The 26,515-nt window shown below is 41.6% G+C and carries 26 protein-coding genes; 16 read left to right on the top strand and 10 right to left on the bottom strand.

The features are described from left to right. Window positions 1–914 (bottom strand): lamin tail domain-containing protein (locus tag VIN08_RS18190; RefSeq protein ID WP_331967923.1); only part of this gene is annotated, 914 nt, incomplete at its 3' end. A 154-nt stretch (window positions 915–1,068) separates the two neighbouring features. On the opposite strand from VIN08_RS18190, the gene VIN08_RS18185 reads away from it, so the two are divergent. Then, entirely contained in the window at window positions 1,069–2,064 is a 996-nt protein-coding gene (locus VIN08_RS18185) for an aspartate-semialdehyde dehydrogenase (RefSeq protein WP_331967921.1), read from the top strand. A gap of 211 nt (window positions 2,065–2,275) precedes the next feature. On the opposite strand, the gene VIN08_RS18180 is transcribed toward VIN08_RS18185, so the two are convergent. Further along, complete coding sequence (locus tag VIN08_RS18180) at window positions 2,276–2,872, bottom strand: LemA family protein (protein WP_331967919.1); 597 nt, start codon at window positions 2,870–2,872, stop codon at window positions 2,276–2,278. Between the two features lie 133 nt (window positions 2,873–3,005). After that, window positions 3,006–4,082 carry a peptide chain release factor 1 gene (prfA, locus tag VIN08_RS18175; RefSeq protein WP_331967917.1) on the bottom strand — a complete coding sequence of 359 codons (1,077 nt, stop codon included), beginning with the start codon at window positions 4,080–4,082 and terminating at the stop codon, window positions 3,006–3,008. A gap of 122 nt (window positions 4,083–4,204) precedes the next feature. On the opposite strand from prfA, the gene VIN08_RS18170 reads away from it, so the two are divergent. Beyond that, window positions 4,205–4,711 (top strand): hypothetical protein, encoded by a 507-nt coding sequence (locus VIN08_RS18170; protein WP_331967915.1) that lies wholly within the window; start codon window positions 4,205–4,207, stop codon window positions 4,709–4,711. Window position 4,712: 1 nt separating this feature from the next. Here VIN08_RS18170 and VIN08_RS18165 read toward each other — a convergent pair whose 3' ends face one another. Beyond that, window positions 4,713–4,934, bottom strand: coding sequence for a Kazal-type serine protease inhibitor (locus VIN08_RS18165; protein WP_331967913.1), 222 nt, complete (start codon window positions 4,932–4,934; stop codon window positions 4,713–4,715). A gap of 123 nt (window positions 4,935–5,057) precedes the next feature. On the opposite strand from VIN08_RS18165, the gene VIN08_RS18160 reads away from it, so the two are divergent. Next, complete coding sequence (locus tag VIN08_RS18160; protein WP_331967911.1) at window positions 5,058–6,650, top strand: M20/M25/M40 family metallo-hydrolase; 1,593 nt, start codon at window positions 5,058–5,060, stop codon at window positions 6,648–6,650. A gap of 102 nt (window positions 6,651–6,752) precedes the next feature. After that, complete coding sequence (locus tag VIN08_RS18155; RefSeq protein WP_331967909.1) at window positions 6,753–7,406, top strand: DedA family protein; 654 nt, start codon at window positions 6,753–6,755, stop codon at window positions 7,404–7,406. Between the two features lie 27 nt (window positions 7,407–7,433). On the opposite strand, the gene VIN08_RS18150 is transcribed toward VIN08_RS18155, so the two are convergent. The 3 genes from VIN08_RS18150 to VIN08_RS18140 form a co-directional block, all read right to left on the bottom strand. Further along, the gene (locus tag VIN08_RS18150) at window positions 7,434–8,000 is read right to left on the bottom strand and encodes a DNA-3-methyladenine glycosylase I (RefSeq protein ID WP_331967907.1); all 567 of its coding nucleotides are present in this window, start codon (window positions 7,998–8,000) and stop codon (window positions 7,434–7,436) included. A gap of 69 nt (window positions 8,001–8,069) precedes the next feature. Then, entirely contained in the window at window positions 8,070–8,519 is a 450-nt protein-coding gene (locus VIN08_RS18145) for a GNAT family N-acetyltransferase (protein WP_331967905.1), read from the bottom strand. A 9-nt stretch (window positions 8,520–8,528) separates the two neighbouring features. Further along, entirely contained in the window at window positions 8,529–9,671 is a 1,143-nt protein-coding gene (locus tag VIN08_RS18140; RefSeq protein WP_331967903.1) for a PLP-dependent aspartate aminotransferase family protein, read from the bottom strand. A gap of 166 nt (window positions 9,672–9,837) precedes the next feature. Between VIN08_RS18140 and VIN08_RS18135 the strand changes: the two genes are divergently transcribed. From VIN08_RS18135 to VIN08_RS18110, 6 genes are all read left to right on the top strand, one after another. Next, window positions 9,838–10,242: a hypothetical protein gene (locus VIN08_RS18135; protein WP_331967901.1), complete on the top strand. Its 405-nt coding sequence runs from the start codon at window positions 9,838–9,840 to the stop codon at window positions 10,240–10,242. A 650-nt stretch (window positions 10,243–10,892) separates the two neighbouring features. After that, the gene (locus tag VIN08_RS18130; protein ID WP_331967899.1) at window positions 10,893–11,690 is read left to right on the top strand and encodes a sensor histidine kinase; all 798 of its coding nucleotides are present in this window, start codon (window positions 10,893–10,895) and stop codon (window positions 11,688–11,690) included. Next, entirely contained in the window at window positions 11,677–12,327 is a 651-nt protein-coding gene (locus VIN08_RS18125) for a response regulator transcription factor (protein WP_331967897.1), read from the top strand. Before VIN08_RS18130 ends, VIN08_RS18125 begins: the two co-directional genes overlap by 14 nt. 228 nt (window positions 12,328–12,555) lie before the next feature. Further along, window positions 12,556–12,966, top strand: a complete 411-nt coding sequence (locus tag VIN08_RS18120) for a response regulator (RefSeq protein WP_331967895.1) — start codon at window positions 12,556–12,558, stop codon at window positions 12,964–12,966. 271 nt (window positions 12,967–13,237) lie between these two features. Beyond that, window positions 13,238–13,669, top strand: coding sequence for a nuclear transport factor 2 family protein (locus tag VIN08_RS18115; protein WP_331967893.1), 432 nt, complete (start codon window positions 13,238–13,240; stop codon window positions 13,667–13,669). A 79-nt stretch (window positions 13,670–13,748) separates the two neighbouring features. Beyond that, window positions 13,749–14,972, top strand: a complete 1,224-nt coding sequence (locus VIN08_RS18110) for an NAD(P)/FAD-dependent oxidoreductase (protein ID WP_331967892.1) — start codon at window positions 13,749–13,751, stop codon at window positions 14,970–14,972. Here the strand turns inward: VIN08_RS18110 and VIN08_RS18105 are convergent. Together VIN08_RS18105 and VIN08_RS18100 are read right to left on the bottom strand one after the other, a co-directional pair. Further along, window positions 14,969–15,580: a thioredoxin family protein gene (locus VIN08_RS18105; RefSeq protein WP_331967890.1), complete on the bottom strand. Its 612-nt coding sequence runs from the start codon at window positions 15,578–15,580 to the stop codon at window positions 14,969–14,971. The two genes, VIN08_RS18110 and VIN08_RS18105, sit on opposite strands and share 4 nt — an antisense overlap. A gap of 35 nt (window positions 15,581–15,615) precedes the next feature. After that, on the bottom strand, window positions 15,616–15,993 hold the full coding sequence (locus VIN08_RS18100; RefSeq protein ID WP_331967888.1) for a TlpA disulfide reductase family protein: 378 nt from the start codon (window positions 15,991–15,993) through the stop codon (window positions 15,616–15,618). Between the two features lie 470 nt (window positions 15,994–16,463). Between VIN08_RS18100 and VIN08_RS18095 the strand changes: the two genes are divergently transcribed. Further along, on the top strand, window positions 16,464–17,402 hold the full coding sequence (locus VIN08_RS18095; protein WP_331967886.1) for an NAD(P)H-dependent flavin oxidoreductase: 939 nt from the start codon (window positions 16,464–16,466) through the stop codon (window positions 17,400–17,402). Further along, a complete protein-coding gene (locus VIN08_RS18090) occupies window positions 17,399–17,791 on the top strand; it encodes a VOC family protein (protein WP_331967884.1) in 393 nt (130 codons plus the stop codon). The genes VIN08_RS18095 and VIN08_RS18090 overlap by 4 nt, the downstream gene beginning before the upstream one ends. Here the strand turns inward: VIN08_RS18090 and VIN08_RS18085 are convergent, their stop codons facing one another. Further along, window positions 17,792–18,106 (bottom strand): hypothetical protein, encoded by a 315-nt coding sequence (locus VIN08_RS18085; RefSeq protein ID WP_331967882.1) that lies wholly within the window; start codon window positions 18,104–18,106, stop codon window positions 17,792–17,794. Window positions 18,107–18,199: 93 nt separating this feature from the next. Here VIN08_RS18085 and recG point away from each other — a divergent pair, with 93 nt between their 5' ends. The 4 genes from recG to VIN08_RS18065 all read left to right on the top strand — a co-directional run bounded on the left by recG (window position 18,200) and on the right by VIN08_RS18065 (window position 26,514). After that, window positions 18,200–20,293 (top strand): ATP-dependent DNA helicase RecG, encoded by a 2,094-nt coding sequence (gene recG / locus VIN08_RS18080; RefSeq protein WP_331967880.1) that lies wholly within the window; start codon window positions 18,200–18,202, stop codon window positions 20,291–20,293. An 81-nt stretch (window positions 20,294–20,374) separates the two neighbouring features. Then, on the top strand, window positions 20,375–23,122 hold the full coding sequence (locus VIN08_RS18075; protein ID WP_331967878.1) for a triple tyrosine motif-containing protein: 2,748 nt from the start codon (window positions 20,375–20,377) through the stop codon (window positions 23,120–23,122). 171 nt (window positions 23,123–23,293) lie between these two features. Then, on the top strand, window positions 23,294–25,951 hold the full coding sequence (locus tag VIN08_RS18070) for a PAS domain S-box protein (RefSeq protein WP_331967876.1): 2,658 nt from the start codon (window positions 23,294–23,296) through the stop codon (window positions 25,949–25,951). Between the two features lie 53 nt (window positions 25,952–26,004). Beyond that, on the top strand, window positions 26,005–26,514 hold the full coding sequence (locus VIN08_RS18065; RefSeq protein ID WP_331967874.1) for a DinB family protein: 510 nt from the start codon (window positions 26,005–26,007) through the stop codon (window positions 26,512–26,514). Window position 26,515: the final 1 nt, after the last annotated feature.

Here is a 26,515-nt window from a genome sequence, read left to right as displayed (position 1 = left end):
TATTTCAGTAATACATTATCGCCAGTATTATTCCAGGAGGGGAAAGAATTCAAGCCTAAAACATTTTGCAGGTTGCTATAACTGGAAGTCGAGGACGCTGCTGTTAAGAGTATATATTTACCCGGCTCGAGGTTGTACGATGGAAATGTTGCGGTTGATGAACCATCGGATAATGTCCAACCTGAGAGATTATATGTGGTGTTGCTTCTGTTCAGCAATTCTATAAATTCTACTTCCGGCAACTCAACACGTGGCGATGGATCAGCGAATATCTCTGTGACAATCACATCCTTGTAGGAGGGAGGTGCCGGTGGTATATAGGCTTTACCGGCTACTGCAAAATCATCAAAGTAAAATTTATCAGAACGTGTAGCCGTATAGCTGCAATACACTCCGGCATACGAAGAAGAGAAGAACGTATTGTCTGCAGTACTTCCTTCTGATGTATATGCACCGGTTAACCCGACATCCGAAAACAATTGCCAATTACCATCAGCATCGCGCGTTACTTTGATCTTCACCTCCACGTTGGCAAGATTCAATTTTCCATCAGCACCGTCTATGATCTTCACACGAGTCGATCCTGATTGCTGGTACAGGCTAACTTCATCGGCCGTGTTACCAATCATTACATAATAACCTCGAAGTGTATCTGCCAGGTTGGGTTGACTCGACACCAAATATACCCGCGCATAGTTTGTTGACGATGGATTAAAGCTGAGGCGAGTATAAAACTCCCACGAGGCATTATTTATAGCAGCGCTTGGTGTAGCCAGATATGCATCATCCGTAACAGCGGGTGCCTGTAACTTGAGTTGATTCGATGAAATAGAAAACTTTAAATTTTGTCCTGACCATGCAGGGTTTGCTGTAAAATCTCCGTCTTCGAAATTATCGGAGAATTGAGCGAACATTTGTTGGGTATATAGAAAAATGCAAAACGTTATAAAAGTCTTTCTCGTAAACGTTTTCAGAATAGAAAATATGAATATTTGTGAGATGTTTCTCATAGGCACAACGGGAATAGATTAATTTTGTAAAACCTTAACTTTAAAAATACAAATAAAAATGAAAATCGCAGTAGTCGGTGCCACCGGACTGGTGGGCCAAGAAATCCTCAAGGTATTAGAGGAAAGAGATTTTAAGTTTGACGATCTGTATTTAGTGGCTTCAGCCAAATCGGTTGGCCAGAAGATAAAGTTTAAGGGTAAGGAATATACAATTAAGAGCATGGAGGAAGCAGTGAAGCTTGCTCCGGATGTAGCTATCTTTTCTGCAGGTGGCGGCACTTCACTGGATTGGGCTCTTAAGTTTGCTGAAGTAGGTACGATCGTGATCGACAACTCTTCTGCATGGAGAATGGACCCTACCAAAAAACTTGTTGTCCCTGAAATCAACGGTCATGTTATTACTATAGATGATCGCATTATTGCTAATCCAAACTGCTCTACCATTCAAATGGTAATGGCGTTGGCTCCGCTGCATGCCAAGTATAAAATCAAAAGAATTGTTGTTTCTACTTACCAGTCAGTAACCGGAACGGGTAAAGATGCAGTACAGCAAATGATGAATGAACGCAAAGGCATTGATGGCCCGAAAGTTTATCCACACCCGATCGATATGAATGCTCTACCCCACATCGACTCTTTCCTCGACAACGGCTATACTAAAGAGGAAATGAAGATGGTGAATGAAACGCGCAAGATACTTGGCGATAATACTATTGGAGTTACTTCAACAACAGTGCGTATTCCTTCTATCGGTGGTCACTCAGAAGCTGTGAACGTTGAGTTCTATGAAGACTTCAAGTTAAGTGAAGTTCGCTCCATACTGGCAACAACACCGGGTGTTATTGTACAGGATGATCCTAAGAATAACATCTATCCGATGCCAATCAACTCGCACGGACGTGATGAAGTATTTGTTGGACGTCTTCGCAGAGATGAGTCTCAACCAAATACATTGAACATGTGGATCGTCGCTGACAATCTTCGTAAGGGCGCTGCTACTAACGCTGTGCAGATTGCTGAGTTCATGTCAGAGAAAAGTCTTGTAGCTGAATAAGCCGATTCGGACAAACCATATATAGTAAAGGTCATCTTTCGGATGACCTTTATTTTTTATCGGCCGTAGTCATCGTAGTTCTCCACGTAGTATATCTTGATGGATGCGCGATCTGTATTTCTTTCGAAGAAATATATACCTCGAGCAAAAAATAAAGCCTGACCACCACGGCCAGGCTTCTCTCTAATTGCAAGCAGAGAGTTTGAAGATCTTAATTTCCAAAGTCTACTGTAGGAGCCTTTTCAGAACCAGGTGCAGCTTCGAAATATCCTTTTGGAGTAAAGCCATACATACCGGCAAGCGCATTATTCGGAAAACGCTTGATATATACATTGTATGGTTGCACTACTTCATTGAAACGATTTCTTGCTACAGCAATTCTGTTTTCTGTTCCTTCCAGCTGTGCCTGAAGATCCAGGAAGTTTTGATTTGCCTTTAGCTCAGGATAACTTTCCGCTACAACCAACAGACGGCTCAATGCTGAGCTCAAACCATTTTGAGCTTGCTGAAATTGCTGAAGCTGCTCTGGGGTAATGTTGCTTGGATCAATTTTTACCTGTGTTGCACTGGCGCGTGCTTCTATAACTTTTGTTAATGTCTCCTTTTCAAAATTAGCGTAGCCTTTCACCGTGTTCACAAGGTTAGGAATCAAATCTGCTCTGCGCTGATATTGATTTTCAACCTGTGCCCATTCTTTCGGAATGTTTTCCTGGAGCTCAACCATTTTATTATAACGACCTGCGAAGAAACTGTAGAGGATCAGAACCGCAAGAATAATGACCCCAATAATAATTAGTCCCTTTTTCATATAGTGTTTATCTCAACTTTAAAAATAATCAAAAAACCAATGTGCTTTGTCTGTCAACTAGTCGCCAGGTTTTCCTTTTTATTACTCTAATGACGAATCTATTTTCCTTTTAGTGTATAAATTCTGAATCAGCCTATCGCGTTGATCCTTCTGTCATTTTCTCAGCACTGTCTGCTATACGAAGTTGCTCAATGAAATCATCGAGTTCGCCATTCATTACAGCTGGTAAATTATATACTGTATACCCTATACGGTGATCGGTAACGCGGCTCTGCGGATAATTATAGGTTCTTATTTTTTCAGAGCGATCACCACTTCTTACTAACGATCTGCGCGCTGTACCCAATTCACTTTGCTGCTTCTCTACTTCCATTTCATATAGTTTGGTCTTCAGCATTTGAAGAGCGCGTTCGCGGTTGCCATGTTGTGAGCGTTCTACCTGACAGGTTATCACTATACCGGTTGGTTTGTGGGTAAGCTGCACTTTCGTTTCAACCTTGTTTACGTTCTGCCCACCGGCACCACTGGAGCGAGCCGTTTGTATTTCTATATCGGCAGGGTTGATCACTACTTCTTCTACATCTTCCACTTCCGGCAGTGCCACTACCGATGCTGCGGATGTATGCACGCGGCCTTGTTGCTCTGTAGCAGGAACGCGTTGTACGCGATGTACACCCGACTCAAACTTTAGCAAGCCATACGCACCATCGCCACTCACACTGCTGATAACTTCTTTATATCCTCCGGCTGTACCTTCCGTTACATCGAGCACGGCAAGCTTCAATCCACGCTTATCGCAAAAGCGTTGATACATTCTCCAAAGATCGCCGGCAAAGATAGCAGCCTCATCGCCACCTGTACCAGCGCGAATCTCGAGCAATACATTTTTATCGTCATTCGGATCTTTGGGTATAAGAAGTTCTTTCAGCTGACCATCGAGTACTTCGATTTTTGGTTCCAGTTCATCGATTTCCATTTTTGCCAGCTCGCGCAGTTCCGGATCTTTTTCTTTCTCCAATACTTCTTTCGCCTGCTGCAAGTGACCTCTGGCATCGCTATACTCGTTATACTTCACGACAATTTTTTCCAGGTCACGGTATTCTTTGCTTAGCTGCGAAAATTTCTTCATGTCACTAACGGTGTCGGGCTGAGCCAATAGTTGGCCTACTTCCTCAAAACGCAGCTTGATTTCTTCCAGTTTTTCGATCATACGTTAAAATCAGACAGCAAAGGTAATTAATAGATGCGACACAATCTGTTGCCACGGCACACAAACCGAAACCTCGTCCTTTTGAATTTGGAATTTGAAATTCACCGGATGAAATTTACCCCATGAACAGAATCTTTGTATTGGCGGCACTACTATTGTTAACAGCCTGTGGCGGAAAATTATCAGACGAGCAACGTAAAAGGCTTCGTGAAGGCATGGAAGATCAGAAAATTGTTAAGCTGAGTGACTCCGATATTGTAACGGCTGCGCTTGACCAAGGACAAACCGTTTTTGCTGCCCTGGAGAAGATAAAGTTCAACACGACAAAGGTTGATTCAGTAGCAGGTAAATATGAAGTAAAGATTCACTGGACAGTTCCTGGAAGCGGTAATACTGATCAGATCGAACAACAACTTATTGAGGCATATGTAGCCGGTATGGTAACAGGATCATTACAAGACAACATCCAAAAACTATATACCGATGCATCACAAAATACATACGATACATTGCTATACTCCAAGCCTATTGTTACGCGCATGCCCAATGGTGTAGACAAGCTTGATGGCGTGTGGCATATATATATATCCAAGAAACAAGTGGTGTTGACGGCCAGTCATAAAAAGTAAATCACGGACAAGCACCGGATGTCCACTTCAACAAACCAGAACCCTTTGCCCTGCATTCATTTTCGTAAGTCTTGCCATCGCAACCACACACGGGAGCTACTACATCAGGACAGATAAGCACGGGATTCGCTTTTGCCGAATCAAAACAATCGTTTCCTTTATCGTCATCGTTATCGCAGGCCATACCTATAGCCAGCAATAAAAGTACCACCAGCGTTTTCATAATCATTTATACTTTGGACTTACTCAAACAAAAGATCATGCCTGGTAAAAATTAAATAAACGGTAAGAACATCCATTTGACCGTTTTTTATTTTTGATCATCATTAACCTTTAACCAAGTTCTATGATGAAACGACTTATACAATACTTACTGGCTGTGCCTGTTGTGCTGGCCCCTGCATTGGGAATGGCGCAACAGACAGAAAAAATTGATACCGCTATGGTATCAAAGATTAAAGACGAAGGATTGAACCGCTCGAATGTGATGGACATCCTGAGTATGCTAACAGATATTCATGGTCCGCGACTGACTAATTCGCCAGGCTATAAAAAGGCCGCGGATTATGCTAAAAGCACACTGGAATCATGGGGTGTTCAAAATGTACACTTCGATACATGGGAAGAAGATTTTGGTCGTGGATGGCAATTGAAAAAATTCAGTCTGCAAAATCTGGGACCGGTATATTTCCCGGTTATCGCTTATCCTAAAGCATGGACTCCCGGTATAAAAGGAACCGTGCAGGCAGAAGCAGTGTATCTGGATATCAAAAAAGAAGAAGACCTGAACAAGTATAAAGGAAAACTGAAAGGTAAAATTGTACTCTTCAGTTTGCCAACACCGGTAAAGCCTGGCTTTAAGCCGGATGCTACCCGTCTGAATGATTCAACATTATTACAAATGGCGAATGCCGATGTAAGCGAATCGTTTGGTGGAAGAAGATTTCAAGCTCCTACTGAGCCACAACGGTTGGCATACCTGAAATGGGATCTTTGCCAGAAAGAAGGTGCTATAGCGGTGATAGAAGCAAGCCCGGCAACGCGCCTGGAAGATGGTACTCTTACTGTTTCTGCTGCAACTATACCTTACCCGGCAGAAACTCCATTCAGCAAACGTGTTTCTGCTTATAAGGCTGATGCTCCTAAAATTTTACCACAGGTGGTAGTTGCTGCAGAGCACTATAACCGCATGATTCGCCAGATACAGAAAGGACAAACTGTAAAGCTTGAGCTTACACTTGAAACAGAGTTTACACCATCCGCTCCGGGCTTCAATGTGATTGGAGAAATTCAGGGTACTGATCTGAAAGATGAAGTAGTAATGTTTGGTGCTCACCTTGATTCATGGCACAGCGGCACAGGTACTACGGACAATGCAGCAGGCTCTGCTGTTATGTTGGAAGCCATGCGCATTTTAAAATCATTAGGTGTTACTCCCAGAAGAACCATCCGCATTGGTTTATGGGGTGGAGAAGAACAAGGATTACTGGGTTCACGCTCGTATGTTAAACGTACTTATGGCGAACGCCTCGATAAAAGCTTCCCATACGATTCAATACAATTGAAACCAGGCGCTGAAAAATTCTCAGTATATCTGAATATGGACAACGGTACAGGCAGATTCCGCGGAGTATACCTGCAGGGTAATGATAATGTTCGCCCTATATTTCGCAGCTGGTTAAAGCCATTTAACAAAATGGGTGCTTCAACACTTACGCTTCAAAACACGGGTGGTACTGATCACCTTTCATTTGATGCTATCGGTTTGCCAGGCTTCCAGTTTATACAGGATCCTATCGAATATAGTTCGCGAACGCATCATACCAGCATGGACTTGTATGATAAAGCCATTGAGGCTGACCTGAAGCAAAACGCTACCATGATTGCTGCTTTTGCATGGCTGGCTGCTAATCGCGATGGACTGATTCCAAGAAAATAAATTGTTAACAACATTATAAAACGAAGCCTTCTGGATAACACGGAAGGCTTTGTTATTTTTGCCGGATTATAGTTTAACTGTCATCCGTCAAAAAAAGATTTTATGGAGCTAATCAAGTCCCTCATTGATTTCATTCTGCATATCGATCACCACCTCGTTGAAATTGTGAGTGATTACCAAATGTGGACATATCTCATACTCTTCATTATTATTTTTGCCGAGACGGGATTAGTCGTTACTCCATTTCTTCCGGGAGATTCACTTCTGTTTGCGGCCGGAGCTATAATCGCGAAGCACGATGCCGGGTTGAATATTTTTGTTATGCTCTTGTTGCTTATCGTTGCAGCAATTTTGGGAGATCTGGTTAATTACCATGTTGGTAAATATATAGGGCCCAAAGCTTTTAGCGGCCGCTATAAACTACTGAAGATCGAGTATCTTAATAAGACACAGCAATTCTATATCAAGCACGGTGGCAAGACAATTATCTACGCTCGCTTCATTCCTATTATCCGCACCTTTGCTCCGTTTGTAGCCGGTATAGGCACCATGAGCTATAAACGATTTGCCAGCTATAATATAGTTGGTGGTATAGCATGGGTCAGCAGCTTTTTATTACTCGGATATTTCTTTGGAGGCCTACCCGTTATCCGGAATAATTTTACTTATGTGATCTTCGGAATCATCTTCGTTTCAATTCTTCCGCCCATTATAGAAGTGATACGCAATAAGAGGAAAGCCGGCCAGCAGGCATAATGTAGCATTGTATAGCTCAAGATATAGTTATACCTTCTTATACCTCCAGCAATCCACCAGGTGATCGTTCACCAGGCCGCAAGCTTGCATATGAGCATATATCACGGTGCTGCCAACAAATTTGAATCCGCGCTTAATGAGATCTTTACTTAACGCATCCGATTCTTTTGTAGTGGGTGGTATTTCGCTCAATGATTTCCACTTGTTAACAATTGGTTTACCTCCCACAAAACTCCAGATATAGCTATCGAAAGAGCCAAACTCTTTTTGCACCTCCAGAAACTTCTTGGCATTATTAACGGCTGAATAAACCTTTAGCCTGTTACGAACAATATTCGGATCCTGCAGAATCTTTTCAAGTTTTGCTTCGGTAAACTTCGAAACCTTAACCGGATCAAAATCTGCAAAAGCTTTTCGGTAGCCATCTCTTTTCTTTAGCACGGTGGACCAGCTCAGGCCTGCCTGCGCCCCCTCAAGAATAAGAAACTCAAAATGTATTCGATCATCATGTACAGGCACACCCCATTCATTGTCGTGATATTCAATATACTGATCAAACTTAAGACACCATGAGCAGCGATTTTTTTCTTTCATAACATTCACGTTTACGGATTCAAATAAACAAGACTAAGTGTCAAAGGTATGTCAGCAGCACCCATGAATTTATTTCATCCATTCATAAACAGTATAATGTTCACCATTCATGCCCATAGATTCATACACCTTCATAGCACGTGCATTGCTCTTATCAACATATAACCTGAGACCAATGAGTGATACATCATTCTGAATAGTGCGAACTACATTCTCGTACATCAGTCTGAACACGCCATTCTTCCGGTAACTCTCCGCCACATATACAGACTGAAGCCACCATACCATGCCGTTACGCCATTCGCTCCACTCGTACGTAATCAGGTAGCATCCCACCACTATACCATTATCTTCTGCTACGGTATAAAATCCTTTTGCCGGATCATCCTGTATAGCCTGCATTCCCTTGTGAAGAGTTTCTCTATTCAGTTGTATACCTTCTGTTTCGAACGCAAGTTTCAGTTGAAAATCAACCAGTGTAGCCAGATCCTTGTGCGTGGCTTTTCGAATAGAAATCATGATTTGTTCTTATGCGGATAAAGCTTGTTTAATATCACCGATCAGATCTTCTGCTTCTTCAATGCCCACCGATAAACGTACAAGATTATCGGTTATACCGGCTGCTGCTCGCTCTGCTGCACTAATTTTTGAATGTGACGTTTGAGCCGGACTTGTTATGGTTGATTCAACACCACCCAAACTCACTGCACGCTTAATGAGTTTTAGTTTATCCATAAATCTAAAAGCATCGCCCTTTACCTGAAACGATAGCATGCCTCCGAAGCCACCAGGCATCTGTTCTTTCGCTATAGCATGATCCGGATGATCGGGTAAACCAGGATAATATACCTTTTCGATATGAGGATCGCTTGCTAAAAACTGCGCAATAGTTAATGCATTTTGATTCTGCTGACGGACACGCAGTACAATCGTTTTTAAACTTCTTTCTACCAGCCAGCATGTGTTTGCATCGAGAGAGCCACCGGTGTTTATAGCGCTCTTCCGGATCTGGTCTATAAGTTTTTTGGAACCCACTACTGCGCCACAGCAAATATCGCTGTGCCCGCCTATATATTTCGTACCACTGTGTGTCACTATATCTATACCTAGGTCGATCGGGTTCTGATTAACCGGAGACGCGAAAGTATTATCGATGATCGTAATAATGTTATGACGTTTCGCTATAGCAGCTACAGTTTTTATATCGGTAATTTTCAGTGTCGGGTTAGAAGGAGTTTCAATAAAGATAACTTTAGTCTCCGATCGGATCGCCTCCTCGAAACGAGCCGGTATACTTCCATCTACAAATGCACAGTCTATTCCGAACCGGGGAAATTCTGTGTTAACGGCATGCATCGTCCCGCCATAGAGATCATTTTGAAAAATAGCATGATCCCCTTTTTTAAGCATCGACAACAATGTGGTAATAATGGCCGACATACCAGAACTGAAAATGAGACCGTCTTCAGCATTTTCCAGCGCAGCAATTTTTTCTGCTACTGCCTTTTGATTGGGTGTATTGAAATAGCGGGGATATAGTATCTCCGGAAGATCTTGATAATCATAGGCCGAAGAGGGGTATATTGGAGTAACAGCTCCTTTATAGTGACTGTCTCCGGCAGATCCTGCATGAACACTCTGTGTTAACTTCGATTGACTTATTTTTTTCATAGTAACATTTTATTCTGGTCTCGAAATGCTTTTACCCCCCGATAAAATTTGATGACTTTACCTTCGGGATAAACCAAAGATATAGGCTGAAAGAGAGCACCAAAAAATTAGATATAAATTTTTTCAATACTTTGGCAGCATGTTTAACCAAAAACCTTAATTACTCATGGCAAATGATTTTAAACCTAACGTAGGAAAAAAAGCTTCGAAGAAGGCGATCGATGAAGGTATCAAAAAGTTTGACGACAAGTTTCGCCCCGACAAAAAGGTGGATACCAAATCTGTCTTCTTCGGACGTGATGCGCTTCTGCGTATGCTTAGCCAGGAAGGAAGCAGTGGTCTTACAATTTTCCTAACGTATCTGCCAAATCCTGATGTTGGCAATAAAGAAACTATTCAACTAGCCTTGGTGCCAACCAAGGAAGATGGTACGTTGATCTGGAATAATGAAGACAAGGCTACAGCTAGTACTGAAGAAGTTGCGGCAGTGACTGCCACCTCTGTTGCAGCAGCAGCTACTCCAGCTTCATATAGTGCAGGAGTTCCATGTCCTCCCTATTGTCCGAGTTAATTTTTGATTAATTAAAATACCAACCCCACTATGACCATAGAGTCATATCTCCTAATTTTTAAAATCCAGTCAGTCCTTTCAGCTTTGAATGTTATTTTGTCTTTTATTTCATTTTCGAAAAGGCAAATAGAAGTAAAGCTTATCGGACTGGCTTGTTTACTAAATTTACTTAGTGACTTTGCTTGGTATTTTCTGCCTTTAAAAGGAAAGGACGTAAATATCCCTGGACATATAGCTAACATTTTAATATTCATCATCTTCTGTTATCTCTACAACATTGCTCTGACAAATAAATACAAGAGAGTGATCACATGGGTATGTATTGCCTTTTGTATCGCAGCAATATCAAATCATCTTTTTCTTCAGAAAAAAGATATCAACTCCTATAATCAAATTGCGAGCTCAATTATTTTTATTCTTCTTTCTATATTTTACTTCTACAGATTGCTAATTGACCTACCGGCACAGCAGCTTCACAGGCTCCCAATGTTTTGGTTTTGCACAGGTATCTTAATTTATAATGCCGGGACACTTTTTCTTTCGGTTTTTACCAACTATTTAGTTGAAGTTTTGCATAATGATTTCTTGTTTTACGGTACATTTCTAATTATTATGTATATCATCCAACATTTGGTTGTGATGATTGGCTTATGGCAGGACCTTCGGAATATCAAATCGCCCTCCTCATCACCCTCGGCACCGTAGGCATGCTCCTGTTGGCTATTGCCATTATCCTTTTCATGGTGTTCTACCAGAAGAAAATGATTCAAGAGCAGTTTAAACGTCAGCAGCTCGAGCTCATTTATCAGCAAAAAATGATGGAAGCTGCACTTGAGTCGCAAGAACAAGAGCGCAGGAGACTCGCTGGTGAGCTTCATGATAGTATAGGCGCTATGCTCTCAACTATTCGGGTAGGTATAATTACTATTGCGCGACAACTACCGGAACCAGAAAGCCTGGATCAATCCAAAAAGATGCTGGATGATACAATTTCTTCTGTGCGGGCTATTAGTCGTGAGTTGATGCCCTCCACATTAGAGAAGTTTGGATTTACTCCGGCAGTAAAAGAACTCTGCGAACGTTTTCAAGAAACTTCTCTTTTACCAATTCATTGCATTGAACATGGAGAAGTTCGTAGTTTCGAAAAAAGTCGTGAATTGATGCTCTTTCGTGTAGTACAGGAACTTCTTAACAATGCTCTTAAACACTCAAAAGCATCTGTCATTGAAGTATCTATCGAAGGCGGAGATGCTCTTTCTGTATCGGTGGAGGATAATGGTATAGGATACGATCCAGATGCTATTAAGAACTCTGCACAAAACGGAAAGGGTCTTGGCCTGTTCAATATTGAAAACCGCGCCCGCGTATTAGGAGGTGTTATTCATTTTGATAAAGAGCGCTCGATCGGAAGTAAAGTTACTCTCGTTGTTCCCTATGAGAAAGTTTAAGGTTTATATAGCAGATGATCACACACTCTTCCGTAAGGCAATGGTAAATCTGTTGCAGTCGTTCGAAAGAGTTCAGGAAGTAAAAGATGCCGAGAATGGAAAGGACCTGCTCAACCTTATTAAATACGATGTTCCCGATGTAGCTATAGTAGATCTGCAGATGCCCGTAATGGATGGCGCAGAAACCTGTGAACAAATTATCAAGAAGCACCCGGAGGTAAAAATCATCATCCTCACCATGCATGATAGCCACAAATATATTCTTCACATGATGGAGATGGGGGTACATGCATTTTTGTTAAAGAATACAGAGCCCACTGAATTGGAGAAAGCGATCTATTCAGTGGCCGAGAAAGACTTCTACCACAACGATTTGGTGGCTTCCGTGCTCCGAAAAAATATCACTGAGAAAAAGACCGGTCAACGTCCGCATTTCAAACACGCAGAAATAACCGACCGCGAAAAAGAGATTTTGGTACTCATCTGCCGCGAATTAACCATCCGCGAAATCGGTCAAAAGCTCTCACTGAGTGAAAACACTGTTCGGAACCATCGGGTCAACATGATGGAAAAGATCGGAGTCAACAACACGGTCGGGCTGGTAAAATATGCCTATGATGCAGGCATTGTGAGCTAAACTTCAAAAAATACGCCTAGTAAAATTGTACTAATTTTCTAGTAGTTTTTTACCCCCGGCTTTGAGTCGGGCATCCTTTATTACATTCACCCTCAACGGTTTCGGCTTCTCCTGTTTAAACACCTGTGAACGGGAGATTTTCTCAATTAAAAAGGATGTGCTTTCAAATAGCGACCTTTCTTAAAAGGTTTAAGGAATTAGATGTTCAAAACTGTGCTTTTCGAAGTAATGAAGATACTTGTGGTTCACAGGCAGAAAGAAACCGTTGTTCAAATTAAGTCAGTGCTTAGCGGATGTAATCCCGTTGTGCTTCACACCGAGTCTGGTTTGGATGGGCTCCTAACCTCGCGAATCGAACATTTCGATCTGATAATCTGCGGCACTGACCTGCCTGTGGTCACAGGCTTTGAGCTCGTACGCTCAATCCGCACACACTCTGTAAACCGTCACACTCCCGTTATTTTTGTTGCTGACGAAGTTGATGAAAAAACTCTGCATCTCGGCAATGCGCTGGGAGTTGCAGCCATGCTCGTTTCAAAAGATGTTGACAACCGTTTAGCTGAAATTGTACAGGAAAGAGTAAAGCCAGAGGCTGATAAAGACTGGAATGATTTACTCTCTAACACACGGTTAAATTAACCGGTGATCCAATCACTCGTTTTAACGATGATCTCAATATAAAGACCTCTCTCTTTCTCTCCGATTCTGATTTCATTGGAATAGTTTGCGACTTTAATCTCTAAAAATTTCTTCTCTCATACCGGGCTTTATGCCCGGTGAGAAAGGAGTTTTTTTCGCTGCACTTCATCATCCGTCATAAGTATTTCATATAGGGCAAACCGTACTTCTATCGGCACCCGGCAACCAGTATATCTGTCATTCAGTTACTATAGGTTATAACCATATATGTATGAAATATATCTACAGTCTTTTATTCATTGTACTCTCTCTTTTTGCTAAGGCACAATCAAATGACGAAGAAGCAATTAAACAGGTAATCACTTCCGCCTATATTGATGGCATTCAAAACGAAGGAAGTCCGGATATAATAAGAAAAGGATTCCACCCAACCTTTACCATGCTTCGATTTTCAGACAACGATGTTAAACCTTATTCAATAGAAGAATGGATAGCTGCGATTGAAAAGAGAAAAAAAGAAAATGCACAACAATCTTCCAAGGCAGAAGGTAAATTTATAACCGTTGATATAACCGGAACTGCAGCCGTTGTTAAGCTTGATCTTTATCGCGAAAACAAGAAAACATTTACAGATTATCTCGTGCTCTACAAATTCACCGAAGGATGGAGAATTGTGAGTAAAACATACTATCGTCACCCCTAATAAAGATATACTTTGAATATCCCGCAGGTTATACTCTCCACCTGTAATGCAGATTTACCATGAAGATGTAGATTTGTGAATGACTGATTATGATCTTGTTGTTATAGGAGGAGGCGCTGCGGGTTTTTATGGTGCCATTCAATCAGCCAGCCGCATGCCGGGTGCCCGTATATTGATCCTGGAAAAATCCAATAAGGTTCTGGCCAAAGTAAAAGTATCGGGAGGAGGAAGATGTAATGTTACGCAGCATTGCTTTGATGCTATACAATTGGCGCGACATTATCCCCGTGGAGAAAAAGAACTGAAGCGACTCTTCAAGAACTATCAGGCCAAAGATGTAGTAGATTGGTTTGCAGCAAAAAATGTTATTCTAAAGGCAGAAGATGATGGAAGAATGTTTCCTCAAACAGACAGCTCGCAAACCATTATCGATTGTTTTCTGAATGAAGCTGTAAAGCATAAAATCAAAATAGAATTAGAGAGAGCAGTACAACAAGTTAAGCCTCTCGATAATCACTTTGAAATATATACTTCCGGAGATAAAATATATACTGCCAAAAAAGTTCTCATTGCCATAGGAGGGAATCCCAATCTTCAATTCTATCAATGGTTGCAACAACTGGGTATTCGCATCATTCCTCCTATACCGTCTTTGTTTACATTCAATGACTCCCAGAAACAATTTAAAGAGTTAATGGGCATAGCTGTGCCAAATGCTGAGGTGCGCATTGCTACAACTAAATTTCAACAAACAGGCCCCGTGCTTGTAACACATTGGGGGTTAAGTGGACCTGCTGTTATAAAACTATCGGCATGGGCCGCTGAGTATTTACACGATGTTCATTACGAATTTACAGCGTTGGTTAGTTGGGTCGGTCCTGCCAAAGAAGATGAAATGCGCAGGCTGTTAACAACTCATAAAACACTTCATGGCAAACAAAAAATATATACCAATCCACTCTTTAATTTGCCACAACGGCTGTGGCAATTACTCTGTACATTAGCTGAAATAGAAAGTCAAAAGATATGGGCAGAGTTACCTCAGAAGAATCTGAACAAGCTTCTGGAGGGAATTATCCGATCAGCTTTTCACATTAAAGGTAAAACAACATTCAAGGAAGAATTTGTAACATGTGGTGGAGTAGATCTTGCCGAAGTAGATCTTCAAACCATGGAGAGCAAGAAAATAAAAAACCTCTTCTTTGCAGGAGAGGTTTTAAATATTGATGGCGAAACGGGCGGCTATAATTTTCAATCAGCGTGGACTACAGCCTATACAGCCTCTCAGAAAATTAAAGCTTAAACGTTCTTCCATTTTATTCCACAACCTATTGCTTTTGTTTTAGAAGTAGGCACTGGCCTACCGGCAAGCAATGCATCCACTGCTTCTTCTACATATTTTTTATCGGCCGCCTTTTCATCACGCGTGTTGTTATCTATCGCGCCTATATAGGCAACTTTAAAATCGCTGCCTTCTTTTTGCAACACAAATACATGCGGAGTATTAGAAGCACCAAATGCTTTTGCTACTTGCTGTGTTTCGTCTACCAGATACGGGAAATCATATTTCTTCTTTTTAGCAACAGCAACCATTTCATTGAACGAATCACCAGGAGACACTTCAGGGTCATTGGCGTTGATCGCTACAAGAGGAAATCCTTTAGGCGCATAGGTTTTACTCAGTGTCTGGATTCTATCATTATATGCCTTAGAATACGGGCATGTATTGCAATCAAAAATTACAATTACACCCTTTGATGTTTTATAGTCAGAAAGAGAAATGTATTTGCCATCTACATTTTTCAACTTGAAATCTACCACAGCATCTCCGATCTCATATTTAGGAGATCGCCCCGCGAACAGTACAACAAGCGATAACGCCAGCCATGCAGTTAATCGAACATTTTTCATAATTCAGTTTAGGGTTTATAGTTTGTAAATATACTTTAACGCACATCTTCAATGAGTTGCTCAAGCTCACCTTCACGAAGTTCGCGTTCAACAAATTTTCTTTTACCATTCTGTGGATTGATGATCAATGTTGCAGGTATAGCACCACCCCAACTCTGATCGACCTTATCTATCCAGGTGTTGTAGTCGATCTCATCCAGCAATAAAACACTACTTTGAATTTTCTTCTTCACTAAAAAAGCATTCACCTTGTTAACCTTATCGGCAAAGTCGAGGTTAATTAATGTGATCTTTACATCACCTTTTTTATTGTCGGTTCGCAATTGCTCAAACAATGGAAGCTCTTTAACACAGGGTGCACACCACGTTGCCCAAAAGTTAATAACCTGAATCTCGTTTGTTTTTGTCTGCATCAGCTCTTGTAGCTTATCAAATTTTATGACAACTGCATCCTGTGCTCTTACATTTCTGAATAAAAAAAATAGAAAAAGAAGAAAGATTATTTTATTCATATTTGGTGATAACGACTGGTCGATTTTATCGGTTATAGAATCCTGTTTTAATTGTGTATAAAATTGATGAACGGACTAAAAATCCGGATGAAGAAAAACCTTAAAATTCAGGTAGTTAGAATATGTAAGATATTTGTCAAAAAGTAATCCACAAAACTAAACACTTATCCACATTACCCGAGTATTATCATTTAAGTAGCATACAATCAGAACGTTACATGGATTTTTATAAATCAATTCTTTGTGGACAACTTTCATGCCCTGCTCATTTGAGTCGAAAACAATGCATTTGAAGGTAATATTTTAAGGAACAGAATTGTATCAGGAAAGTGAATTGAAATAATTATTTTTTGGTCTATATCAACTATTCTGTGAATACCCGAATACAACAACTTTTTAACATTCAATATCCTATCGTTCAGGCTGGCATGGTCTGGTGTAGTGGATGGAAACTTGCATCTGCAGTAAGCAATGCCGGAGGGCTAGGTTTACTCGGAGCCGGATCAATGTATCCTGAAGTTTTGCGGGAGCATATAGTGAAGTGTAAAAAAGCTACTGATAAGCCCTTTGGGGTAAATATACCTTTGCTATATCCAGACATTGAGAAGCTCATGAATGTTATTCTGGAGGAGCAGGTAAAGATTGTTTTTACTTCAGCAGGTAATCCTGCTACGTGGACCAGCTTCCTGAAGGATAAAGGTATAACAGTAGTGCATGTTGTATCAAGTGCTAAGTTTGCGCGTAAAGCTGAGCAAGCCGGTGTTGACGCTGTTGTGGCAGAGGGATTTGAAGCCGGGGGACACAATGGAAGAGAAGAGACCACAACGTTGGTTCTTATACCTATTGTTCGTGATGCTATATCTATTCCATTGCTAGCTGCAGGAGGTATAGCTGGCGGACGTGCTATGGCGGCATGCGAAGCATTAGGTGCAGATGGAGTACAAATTGGCAGCCGGTTCGCAGCGAGCGCAGAATCTTCTGCGCACGAAAATTTTAAAAAGAAAATTACCGAGACAACGGAAGGCGATACCGTGCTTACACTAAAGCAACTCACACCTGTACGGTTGATAAAGAACTCTTTCTTTCAACAAGTACAGGAAGCAGAACTTCGTGGAGCAACAAAAGAAGAGTTACATTCTCTTCTGGGTAGTCGAAGAGCCAAGCATGGAATGTTTGAAGGTGAGCTTGATGAAGGTGAGCTTGAAATAGGCCAGGTTTCTGCATGCATTCGAAAGATTCAACCGGCAGCAGAAATTGTAAAAGAAGTGTGGGATGAATACTGCTCGGTAAAAAAATCTTTTTGTCAATGAATCTTCTAAAGATAAAAGAGACATGCCTCTATATTCATGATCTTAATAAAGCAAAGCGATTTTATCATGAAGTATTAGACCTTCCTGTGATCAGCTATGTAAAAGGAAAACATATATTTTTCCGGGCTGGTAGTTCAGTATTGCTTTGTTTCAATCCGGAGGATTCGAAACTAAAAACAAGTCCGCCTCCACATTATGGTAATGGAAAACTTCACTTTGCTTTTGAAGTAGCCAGTGCTGATTACCTCAAGGTAAAAGAAGAAATCCGCCTCAAGGGTATATCTATCATAGCTGAAGTTACCTGGAAAAGCGGAAAAGAATCTTTTTACTTTGAGGATCCTGAAGGAAACGTGTTGGAAGTAGTTCCTGATGAAGGGATTTGGGAGTAATTATTTTTTCAGCAGCGATTCCTGTATAGCAGGATCTTCCATGGCCACTACTTTTTTCCCAGATGTACCTCCTGGCCTATAGACGCTGTTATACCAAAGTTCGTAATCTTTGTATTGCAGGCATTTGCCTACAATTTTTCCGTCTATCAGTATTTTTATGTAAAGGTTGTTATTAATCGATTGCGTAATCACTGCCTGCTGTTCTTCAGGCAGTTGACTAACCTGCACGTACTCGATTCCCTTAAAGTTGGTTGGCTCAATCTTCATATTTTCTACAACATTGCTTGATCGCGAATCAAATTGTTTTGTAACCACTTTTTCTGCACTTATATAGTTCGATCTGAAAAAAATTTTTCTAGTCTTAAAGGACCTTATTACTTTGAATCTTTGATTGGTGAATAATAACGGATGGCTGCATTTTTTGATACTCCGGTTGAATTTCTGAAAGGCGTGGGCCCGCAGCGTTCATCGTTATTGAACAAAGAGTTAAACATCTTTACGTTCGGAGACTTACTCCAGCACTTCCCTTTCCGATACGAAGACCGCACAAAATTTTACAGTATTAAAGAACTATCCGATGATTGGCCTTTTGTGCAGATAAAAGGCAAATTGGTAAAGAAAGAATTAATCGGTGCAGGATTTAAGAAACGTTTGGTCGCCAACCTGGCAGACGACACTGGTGAGGTAGAGTTGGTCTGGTTTCAGGGAATTAACTGGGTTAATGAAAAGTTAAAGGTTGGTGCACAATATGTAGTGTTTGGAAAACCCGCGCGCTTTGGAAGTAAATTCAATATAGCACATCCAGAAATTGAAGTGCTAACACAGAAGAATGAACAAGGCGGAGCGCTGCAACCGGTATACCCGCTATCAGAAAGATTACGAAGCCGCAGAATCGATAGTAAAGCTATAGCCAAACTTACACAAGAGTTACTCATCGTTTCGCAGGATAAAATTCGTGAAACTCTTCCTTCATCCATATTACATTTTCATAAACTTATATCAAAGAAAGATGCACTGCTGAACATTCATTTTCCACAAAGCTTTGAGTTGTTAGCAAAAGCTCAGCAGCGTTTAAAATTTGAAGAGCTGTTCTATATACAGTTACGCTTGTTAAAGCTAAAGCTCGTTAGGCAAGAAAAATTTAAAGGTCAGGTTTTTCAGGATGCATCGTTGCTCACTAAATTTTATAACGAACATTTACCCTTCGCGCTCACCGATGCTCAAAAGAAAGTTATCAAAGAAATATATGCTGATCTGAAATCGGGCAAGCAGATGAATCGTTTGCTGCAGGGAGATGTAGGCAGTGGCAAAACTATTGTTGGCTTTATATGTATGCTGGTAATTGTCGGTGGAGGAGCACAGGCCGCGTTAATGGCACCAACAGAAATTCTTGCACAGCAGCATTACAACGGACTGAAACGCTACGCAGATAAAATGGAATTGCCTGTTGCGTTGCTTACAGGTTCAACAAAAAAATCGGCACGAAGAGAAATTCACGAGGCACTTCGCTCAGGCGAGTTGAAAATACTTATCGGCACACACGCTTTGCTGGAAGAAGAAGTGCAATTCAAAAATCTGGGTCTTGCTGTAGTAGATGAACAACATCGCTTCGGTGTAGCACAACGCTCCAAGCTTTGGCAGAAAAATGCCGATATATATCCACACGTGTTAGTCATGACCGCCACACCTATACCTCGCACATTGGCCATGACTTTATATGGCGACCTGGATGTATCGGTGATCGATCAACTTCCGGCAGGGAGAAAACCTATCAAAACCATCCATCGCTTTGATGCACATCGTTTACAGGTAAATCAATTTCTGAGAGATCAGATCGAAGCCGGACGACAAGTATATATAGTATATCCATTAATTGAAGAATCAGAAAAGCTTGACTTGAAACATTTGATGGATGGCTACGAAAGTGCCTGTCGCGCTTTTCCGGATTATGCTATCAGCATTGTTCATGGCAAAATGAAACCCGAAGCGAAAGATTTCGAAATGGCGCGATTCATCCGAAACGAAACCAAGATCATGGTAGCTACGACTGTAATCGAGGTTGGTGTGGATGTTCCGAATGCTTCAGTAATGGTAATCGAAAACGCAGAGCGATTTGGTCTCTCACAATTACACCAGCTGCGCGGACGTGTTGGTCGTGGTGCCGACCAATCATATTGCTTGCTCATGACAGACTATAAATTAGGAGCAGACTCGCGTACACGCATCGAAACCATGGTAAAGACCAATAATGGTTTTGAGATATCTGAAACAGACCTGAAACTTCGCGGCCCTGGCGATGTGATGGGCACGCAACAGAGTGGGGCACTCGATCTGATGATTGCTGATCTGGCCAAAGACGGCCCCACCTTACAGCTGGCGCGTGAGGCTGCTATACAAATACTGCAAGATGATCCGGAGCTCGAAAAAGCAGAAAACAAAGTGATCCGCACGCAAATCGATTCAATACGAAAAACCGTAGTGAACTGGAGCCGCATCAGTTGAGATTATAAAATCTTTAAATGCCAGCATTCCAGGTAGTTAACATAGCTGCATTTTTTTACCTTTACCGTAAGGTCTTTTTTCATGCGCTATATTTGTCTCTCTATCCTGCTGTTCAGTTTCTGTCAACTGTATAGTCAAAACGGTAACTATTTTCTATCGCATTATTCTCCTGGTAAAGAACGCTTCAGCAATGTTTGCTTCGATATGGTTCAGGACGATCATGGCGTTATGTATTTTGCTACGCGCAGAGGTATACTTGAATTTGACGGGCGTAACTGGGATCTTATATCAAACAATGGCGCAGTATATTCATTGCAGCTCGATGATCGTAAAGAAATATACTGGAGCGGATCCTCCGGCTATGGAAAAATAGATACCAATATTCCGGGCAGTCACAAGTTAAAGACACTATCTTCGGAAGGAATTACCGATGTATTTCAAAACATCGTTGTGCACGACAAGTTATACTTTGTTACTGAGCAGGCACTATATATTGAAACCCAAAGTCAGTCGGCAATAACTATTAAAGCTTCGAGCATTACCGGATCGTTTGGAAATATCTTCGAGCTCTTCGGCTCAGTATATATCAACACCCAGCACGAAGGTATCTTTAAGGTGGAAGGCGATAAACTGGTAAACACCACGCTGGGGCTGCCGGCCGGATCGGAGGTTACATTCTCCAGCGGCTTCAACAACTTCTATATACTTGGTCTTGCCTCTAACAAAATTATTCTGATGGGCGAAGATCTTCGTCCACGCGAACTAAAACTACAAGACCAGGCCTATGCAGATGCCAGTGTAGTAGTAAATGGAAGCTGGGTAAATCGCGATCTGTTTGTGTTAGGTACATTACGCGGAGGGATGATCTTTGTACAGTCCGGATCGGGCCACACGCAGGAAATTGTAAACTATAACACAGGCCTTCCGGATAATGAAGTATATAGTTTGATGCGCGACAAAAGTCTTTGCATTTGGGCAGCACATGAATATGGCTTCACACGTGTAGCACCTTACCTGCCTTTCCGGTCATTCAGTCACTACGATGGACTTAGCGGAAATTTACTTTGTGCAATGTCGTTTCAGGGAAGTCAATATGTAGGCACTTCATTGGGCCTATTCAAATTAGAGAGAGAAGATATATATGAAGAGATCACCTATACTGTAGAGGCCGGCACCAATAACCGGCAATCTGTTCCTTCCAAACAAATACCCTCTTCTTCTGACAATAAAAAGGAAGATGCTTCTACAAAAGAACCCAAGAAAAAAGGACTGCTATATTTCTTCAGAAGAAAACGAGACGCGGCTAAAGAGGAAGAAACAAATTCAACGACAGCTTCTTCAAAAGGAAACACCAAAACTTCATCGGCAACTTCAAAGTTAAAACCCCGGTTTGTTAAAAAGACAGAGCGCGTGCTGCGATCTTCTCAATATATCTACAAAAAGATACAGGGTATAGATGCCAAGGTTACACAATTATTGCAATTGGATGGTAAACTGATTGCTGTCGGCCTCGCAGGTGCTTTTGAAATAAATGGTTTGAAAGCCAAAGCTATCGTTGAAGAACCTATATTGACAGCCTATGCTTCGCTACGTCTTCATGCATTACTCCTTTCAACATACGATAGTGAAGTGCGTGCCTTTCAATCAACGGGTGATACATGGGAGTCTCTACATTTCCTGGAGAATGTAGACGACCGCATCGATGCCATGATCGATGGGGTTGGTGAAGAGCTTTGGTTATGCGCTCTCGATAAAGCATATCGTTTAGATATAGCAGGGGGTGAAGTAAAGAATATACAGACGCTAACGATCGATAACCCTACATTCAACAACATCACCTGCATTCACTGGAAGAATGAAATTCTTCTTGCCAACGATCAGGGCTTTCAACGATTTGATCGGAAGAAGAATCTCTTTGAGCGGGTAGATTCGTTGCCGAAGCCCGTACACTATTTTTCGGATGGGGTAAATATACTTTACAACGATCGTCACACATGGAATTTGTTGGGTAAAGAGAAAGGTCAGAATAATCTGCAACTGCTAAACTTATTTCAAAATCTCCGCTTCATTACCATTGACCAGAGCAACCAGGATCTTTGGGTCATCACTGAAGACAACGAACTATATAAATTCTATGGCGAGAAATTTATACCGTATGAAGCCGGCAATCAGCCGCTCTTGCGTGCCGTTCGGCACAACGATGCAAAAGTAGACCTGGTAAACTTTGAAGTAGAAGAAAATAAAAGTGCACTCACATTTGAAGTTATTCAGCCGGATTACCTCGCTTCGCAGGCTATTGAATACCGGTATCGTCTTACCGGTCTTGATAAAGATTGGTCAGACTGGTCTGCCATGAATAATGTGGTGAACTATCCATATTTACCATCGGATGACTATCAGCTAATGGTTCAATCGCGCGATATCTTTGGAAAGATTCATGAACTGCCAGCCGTTGTTTTCGAGGTACTGCCACCTTACTGGCAACGCCCCTGGTTCTATGGATTAGAGATCATTGTGTTTTCGGGTTTTGTAATTTTATCCTTTCGCCTCAGCAACCGCTTCCGCATTATCAGCCGGGTGCTTTCACTGCTCACTATCATTATGCTCATACAATTTATACAAACTGTAGCGAGCGAATTACTGGAGACCAAGGCGAGTCCGGTAACAGACTTCTTTATACAGGTAGTAATTGCATTTCTTATACTCCCCATAGAAGGATACTTGCGCAACTTCATGTTTCGCTCTGCAGATTCTTCGCCCACGCGCCTGCACCGCCTGCTGGAACCGAAGAGTGGTAATAGTGCCGGCAAAGAGGAAGAACAATCTTAATTTAGTAAATTCACAACAGTTGATACTTTAATTCAACCAGTGATCCTATATCCTTTTTCATCAGGAATACTAATTTATCATCTAGCAGAAAAAAACTATGACTGCTCAACTATGTTAACGTCTTAGATGCCCCGCAAAAAGGTTGTCTATCGATAGCATTAATCCATGGGAATGAAATCCGCCAGAGAAAAGAAACAGACATTAAGTGAGAACGGCTTCCGGGCGCTGATCGAACATGCACAGGAGGGCATTGTGGTGTACGATACTTCGGGTATAATAAAGTTTGCCAGCAAGTCCGTTAAAAAGGTATGCGGCTACTCCGAGAAAGAGGTCATGAAGATGAGCGGAACATTCTTTGTTCATCCGGAAGATATAGACGAAGCACGCAAGGCATTTCGCAAGCTGGTGAAAACACCGGGCAAAAGTGTAAAGTTGTTTCAACGTGTTTTACATAAGAAGGGATACTATATATGGACGGAGTATATATTAACCAACTTCTCGCACATTGCAGGCATTGAAGGCATCGTTTCAAATTTTCGCGATATAACCGAACAAAAAAAGGCCGTAGAACAGGCTCTTCAAAGTCGCGAGTTACTGGAAACGATCAATCGCAATTTAACGGAAGGTATATATATGGGAATTATCGGCACGCGGTTCCTGTATGTAAACCAGGCATTCCTGAAAATGTTCGGGTATAAAAACCTGCGCGAGCTTCAAAAGTTTAAACCAGCCATTATATATGCCGATCAAAGTGAGCCGCGCGGAGTAGTAAAAACGCTCAAGAAAAAACATGCCATCAAAGGACTCGAAACCTATTTCCAGAAAAAGAATGGTGATCGGTTCTGGGGAGTATTAAACGTGAGCTTGCTGAAGCATGAAGGAAAGGATAATTACTTTGTTGGCACTATTCGAAATATATCTTCAGAAAAAGAAGCAGGCGCTGCGCTGATCGATTCGCGCAACTTTCTGGATAACATTATCAACACGGTTGCCGCTCCCATCTTCGTAAAAGACCAGAAGCACCGCTGGGTCATGTTCAACCGGAAGTTTGCCGAACTGATCGGGCGAACGCAACAGGAGATGTATGGCAAAACAGACCGCGATTTTTTGCCCAAGAAAGAAGCTGACTCTTTCTGGAGTATAGATAATAAAGTACTGCGAACCGGCAAGACCATAAGCGTGCTGGAAAAAATAACTTCGCGCAAAGGTGAAATACACGACTTGCTTACGGTGAAATCTCTTTTCGTTAATGATAAAAAAGAGAAATTTATTATCGGATTTATTACTGATATAACACAGCTAAAGCGCGCAGAAGAAAAAATCAATCATCTTAATGCAAACTTGCGTGGAGTGCTTGAAAGTACGCGCGAATCGATTTATGCCGTAGACGCAGACTATAATTATACAACGTTCAACCAAAATCACAAACGCGTGATGAAGCTGTTGTATAATGCCGATATAGAGATAGGAAGAAATAAACTCAATTACCTGAAAGGCACTCCAGATTATGCGTGGGTGAAAAGTGAAATACAAAGAGCGTTGGAAGGAAGCCACTTTGTATCAGACCATCATCTGGCTAATCCTGGATTTACGGGTTACATCCGCACAACGTACAACCCTATACGCAACGGCAAGAACGAAATAAAGGGTGCGGCTGTTTTTGTAAACAACATAACGGAGCGTAAACAATTTGAGGAGATCATTAAGTCGATTAATGCAAATCTTCGCGGTGTACTGGAAAGTACCAACGACCACGTGCTGGCTGTGGACAGGGATATGAAGTATATAACTTTCAACCGCGCCCATGCCCGTGATTTCAAAAAGTTATTCGATGCGAACATCCGGTTTGGACAATCTTTCCTGACACCAATTCCTGCCCACATACGAAAAAATGTGCGCAAGCAAATTTCACGAGCACTGCGAGGTGAGCAATTTATAGTAGAAGACCAGTTTGTTGAAGACACTATATTTGAAGTATCGCTCAATCCTATTCGCAATGATAAAGGCCTGGTAACCGGTGTGGCTATTTTTGCACGCGACATCACACTGCGCAAAACGATAGAAGAAAAATTACTCGAACTTAATGAAGAGCTTCTCCATCAAAATACACAACTCGCTGCACAGGAAGAAGAACTTAAAGCCACACTGGAAGAATTGTCAGAGAGAAATTTTGAGCTTGATCAGCTCATGTACAAAACTTCTCACGACCTGCGCTCACCGTTAAGCTCTATTATGGGTCTGGTAAACCTGGCTAATCTGGATACGGATGCTACCAATCACCGGCAGTACTTGAGCAAGATTGACGGCCGCATTAAAAAGCTTGATGAGTTTATTCGGTCGATGCTCAACTATGCACGCGTTAATCGCGTGGAGCTATCATCGGAACCAATCGATCTGAAGGAAGTAGCATTAAGTTGTATCAAAGAACTGGAATACCTGGAGAACTTTAAAGCGGTAAATACGCAGATTGAAGTGAATGAAGATATACCTTTCTCCAGCGATTCGTTACGCATCCGCATCATCTTCAGCAACATTATATCCAACGCTTATAAATACTATAACCCGGAAGTCTCAAGTTATATCCGCATATATATTCGCGTTACTCCAAAAGATGCTACACTCGAGTTTCATGACAACGGTATTGGTATACGACCCGAATATCTCGACAAGATTTTTAATATGTTTTATCGGGCAACCGATCGCTCCCAGGGGTCAGGACTCGGTATGTATATTGTAAAGCAGGCCGTGGAAAAACTGAAAGGCAACATCAACATCGCCAGCGAATATGGCAAGGGTACCCGCATTATCATTCATCTGCCCAACGGCTAGGTCGTTAATGGAAAGGTCGTTGTATAGCATAAACTTTTAAGTACTTTTGGAAAATGACAAGACCAGATCTTACCACCGTTGCTGCTTTCTACAAAGGTTATGTGGAAAATGTAAAAGACCAGGATATGCTGGAAGCCTTGACACAATCGAACAAGCTTACAGTTGATCTTGTTCGCAGTATACCCGAATCAAAGGGAGACTTTCGTTATCAACCTGGTAAATGGAGCATCAAAGAATTACTCTGTCACATGATCGATGTGGAGAGAATATTTGCGTATCGGGCCTTACGTTTTGCGCGCAACGACAAAACCCCTTTGCATGGCTTTGAAGAAAATGATTATGCTCCTGAAGCAAATGCCGCTAACCGTAACCTAAAAGATCTGGCTGACGAACAGGAAAGACTTCGCGCTACAACGGTTGACTTATATAAAAGCTTTACTCCCGAAATGCTGCAACGCACCGGCACCGCCAATAAAACGGAGCTCTCTGTTTTTAACCTGGGTTATATCATTGCCGGCCACGAAACACATCATCGTAAAATTCTGCAGGAGCGCTACTTGTAAA

It is taken from the genome of Ohtaekwangia sp. (genome assembly GCF_036568665.1).
Taxonomy (GTDB): domain Bacteria; phylum Bacteroidota; class Bacteroidia; order Cytophagales; family Cyclobacteriaceae; genus Ohtaekwangia.
This window is presented reverse-complemented; position numbering and strand designations above follow the sequence as displayed.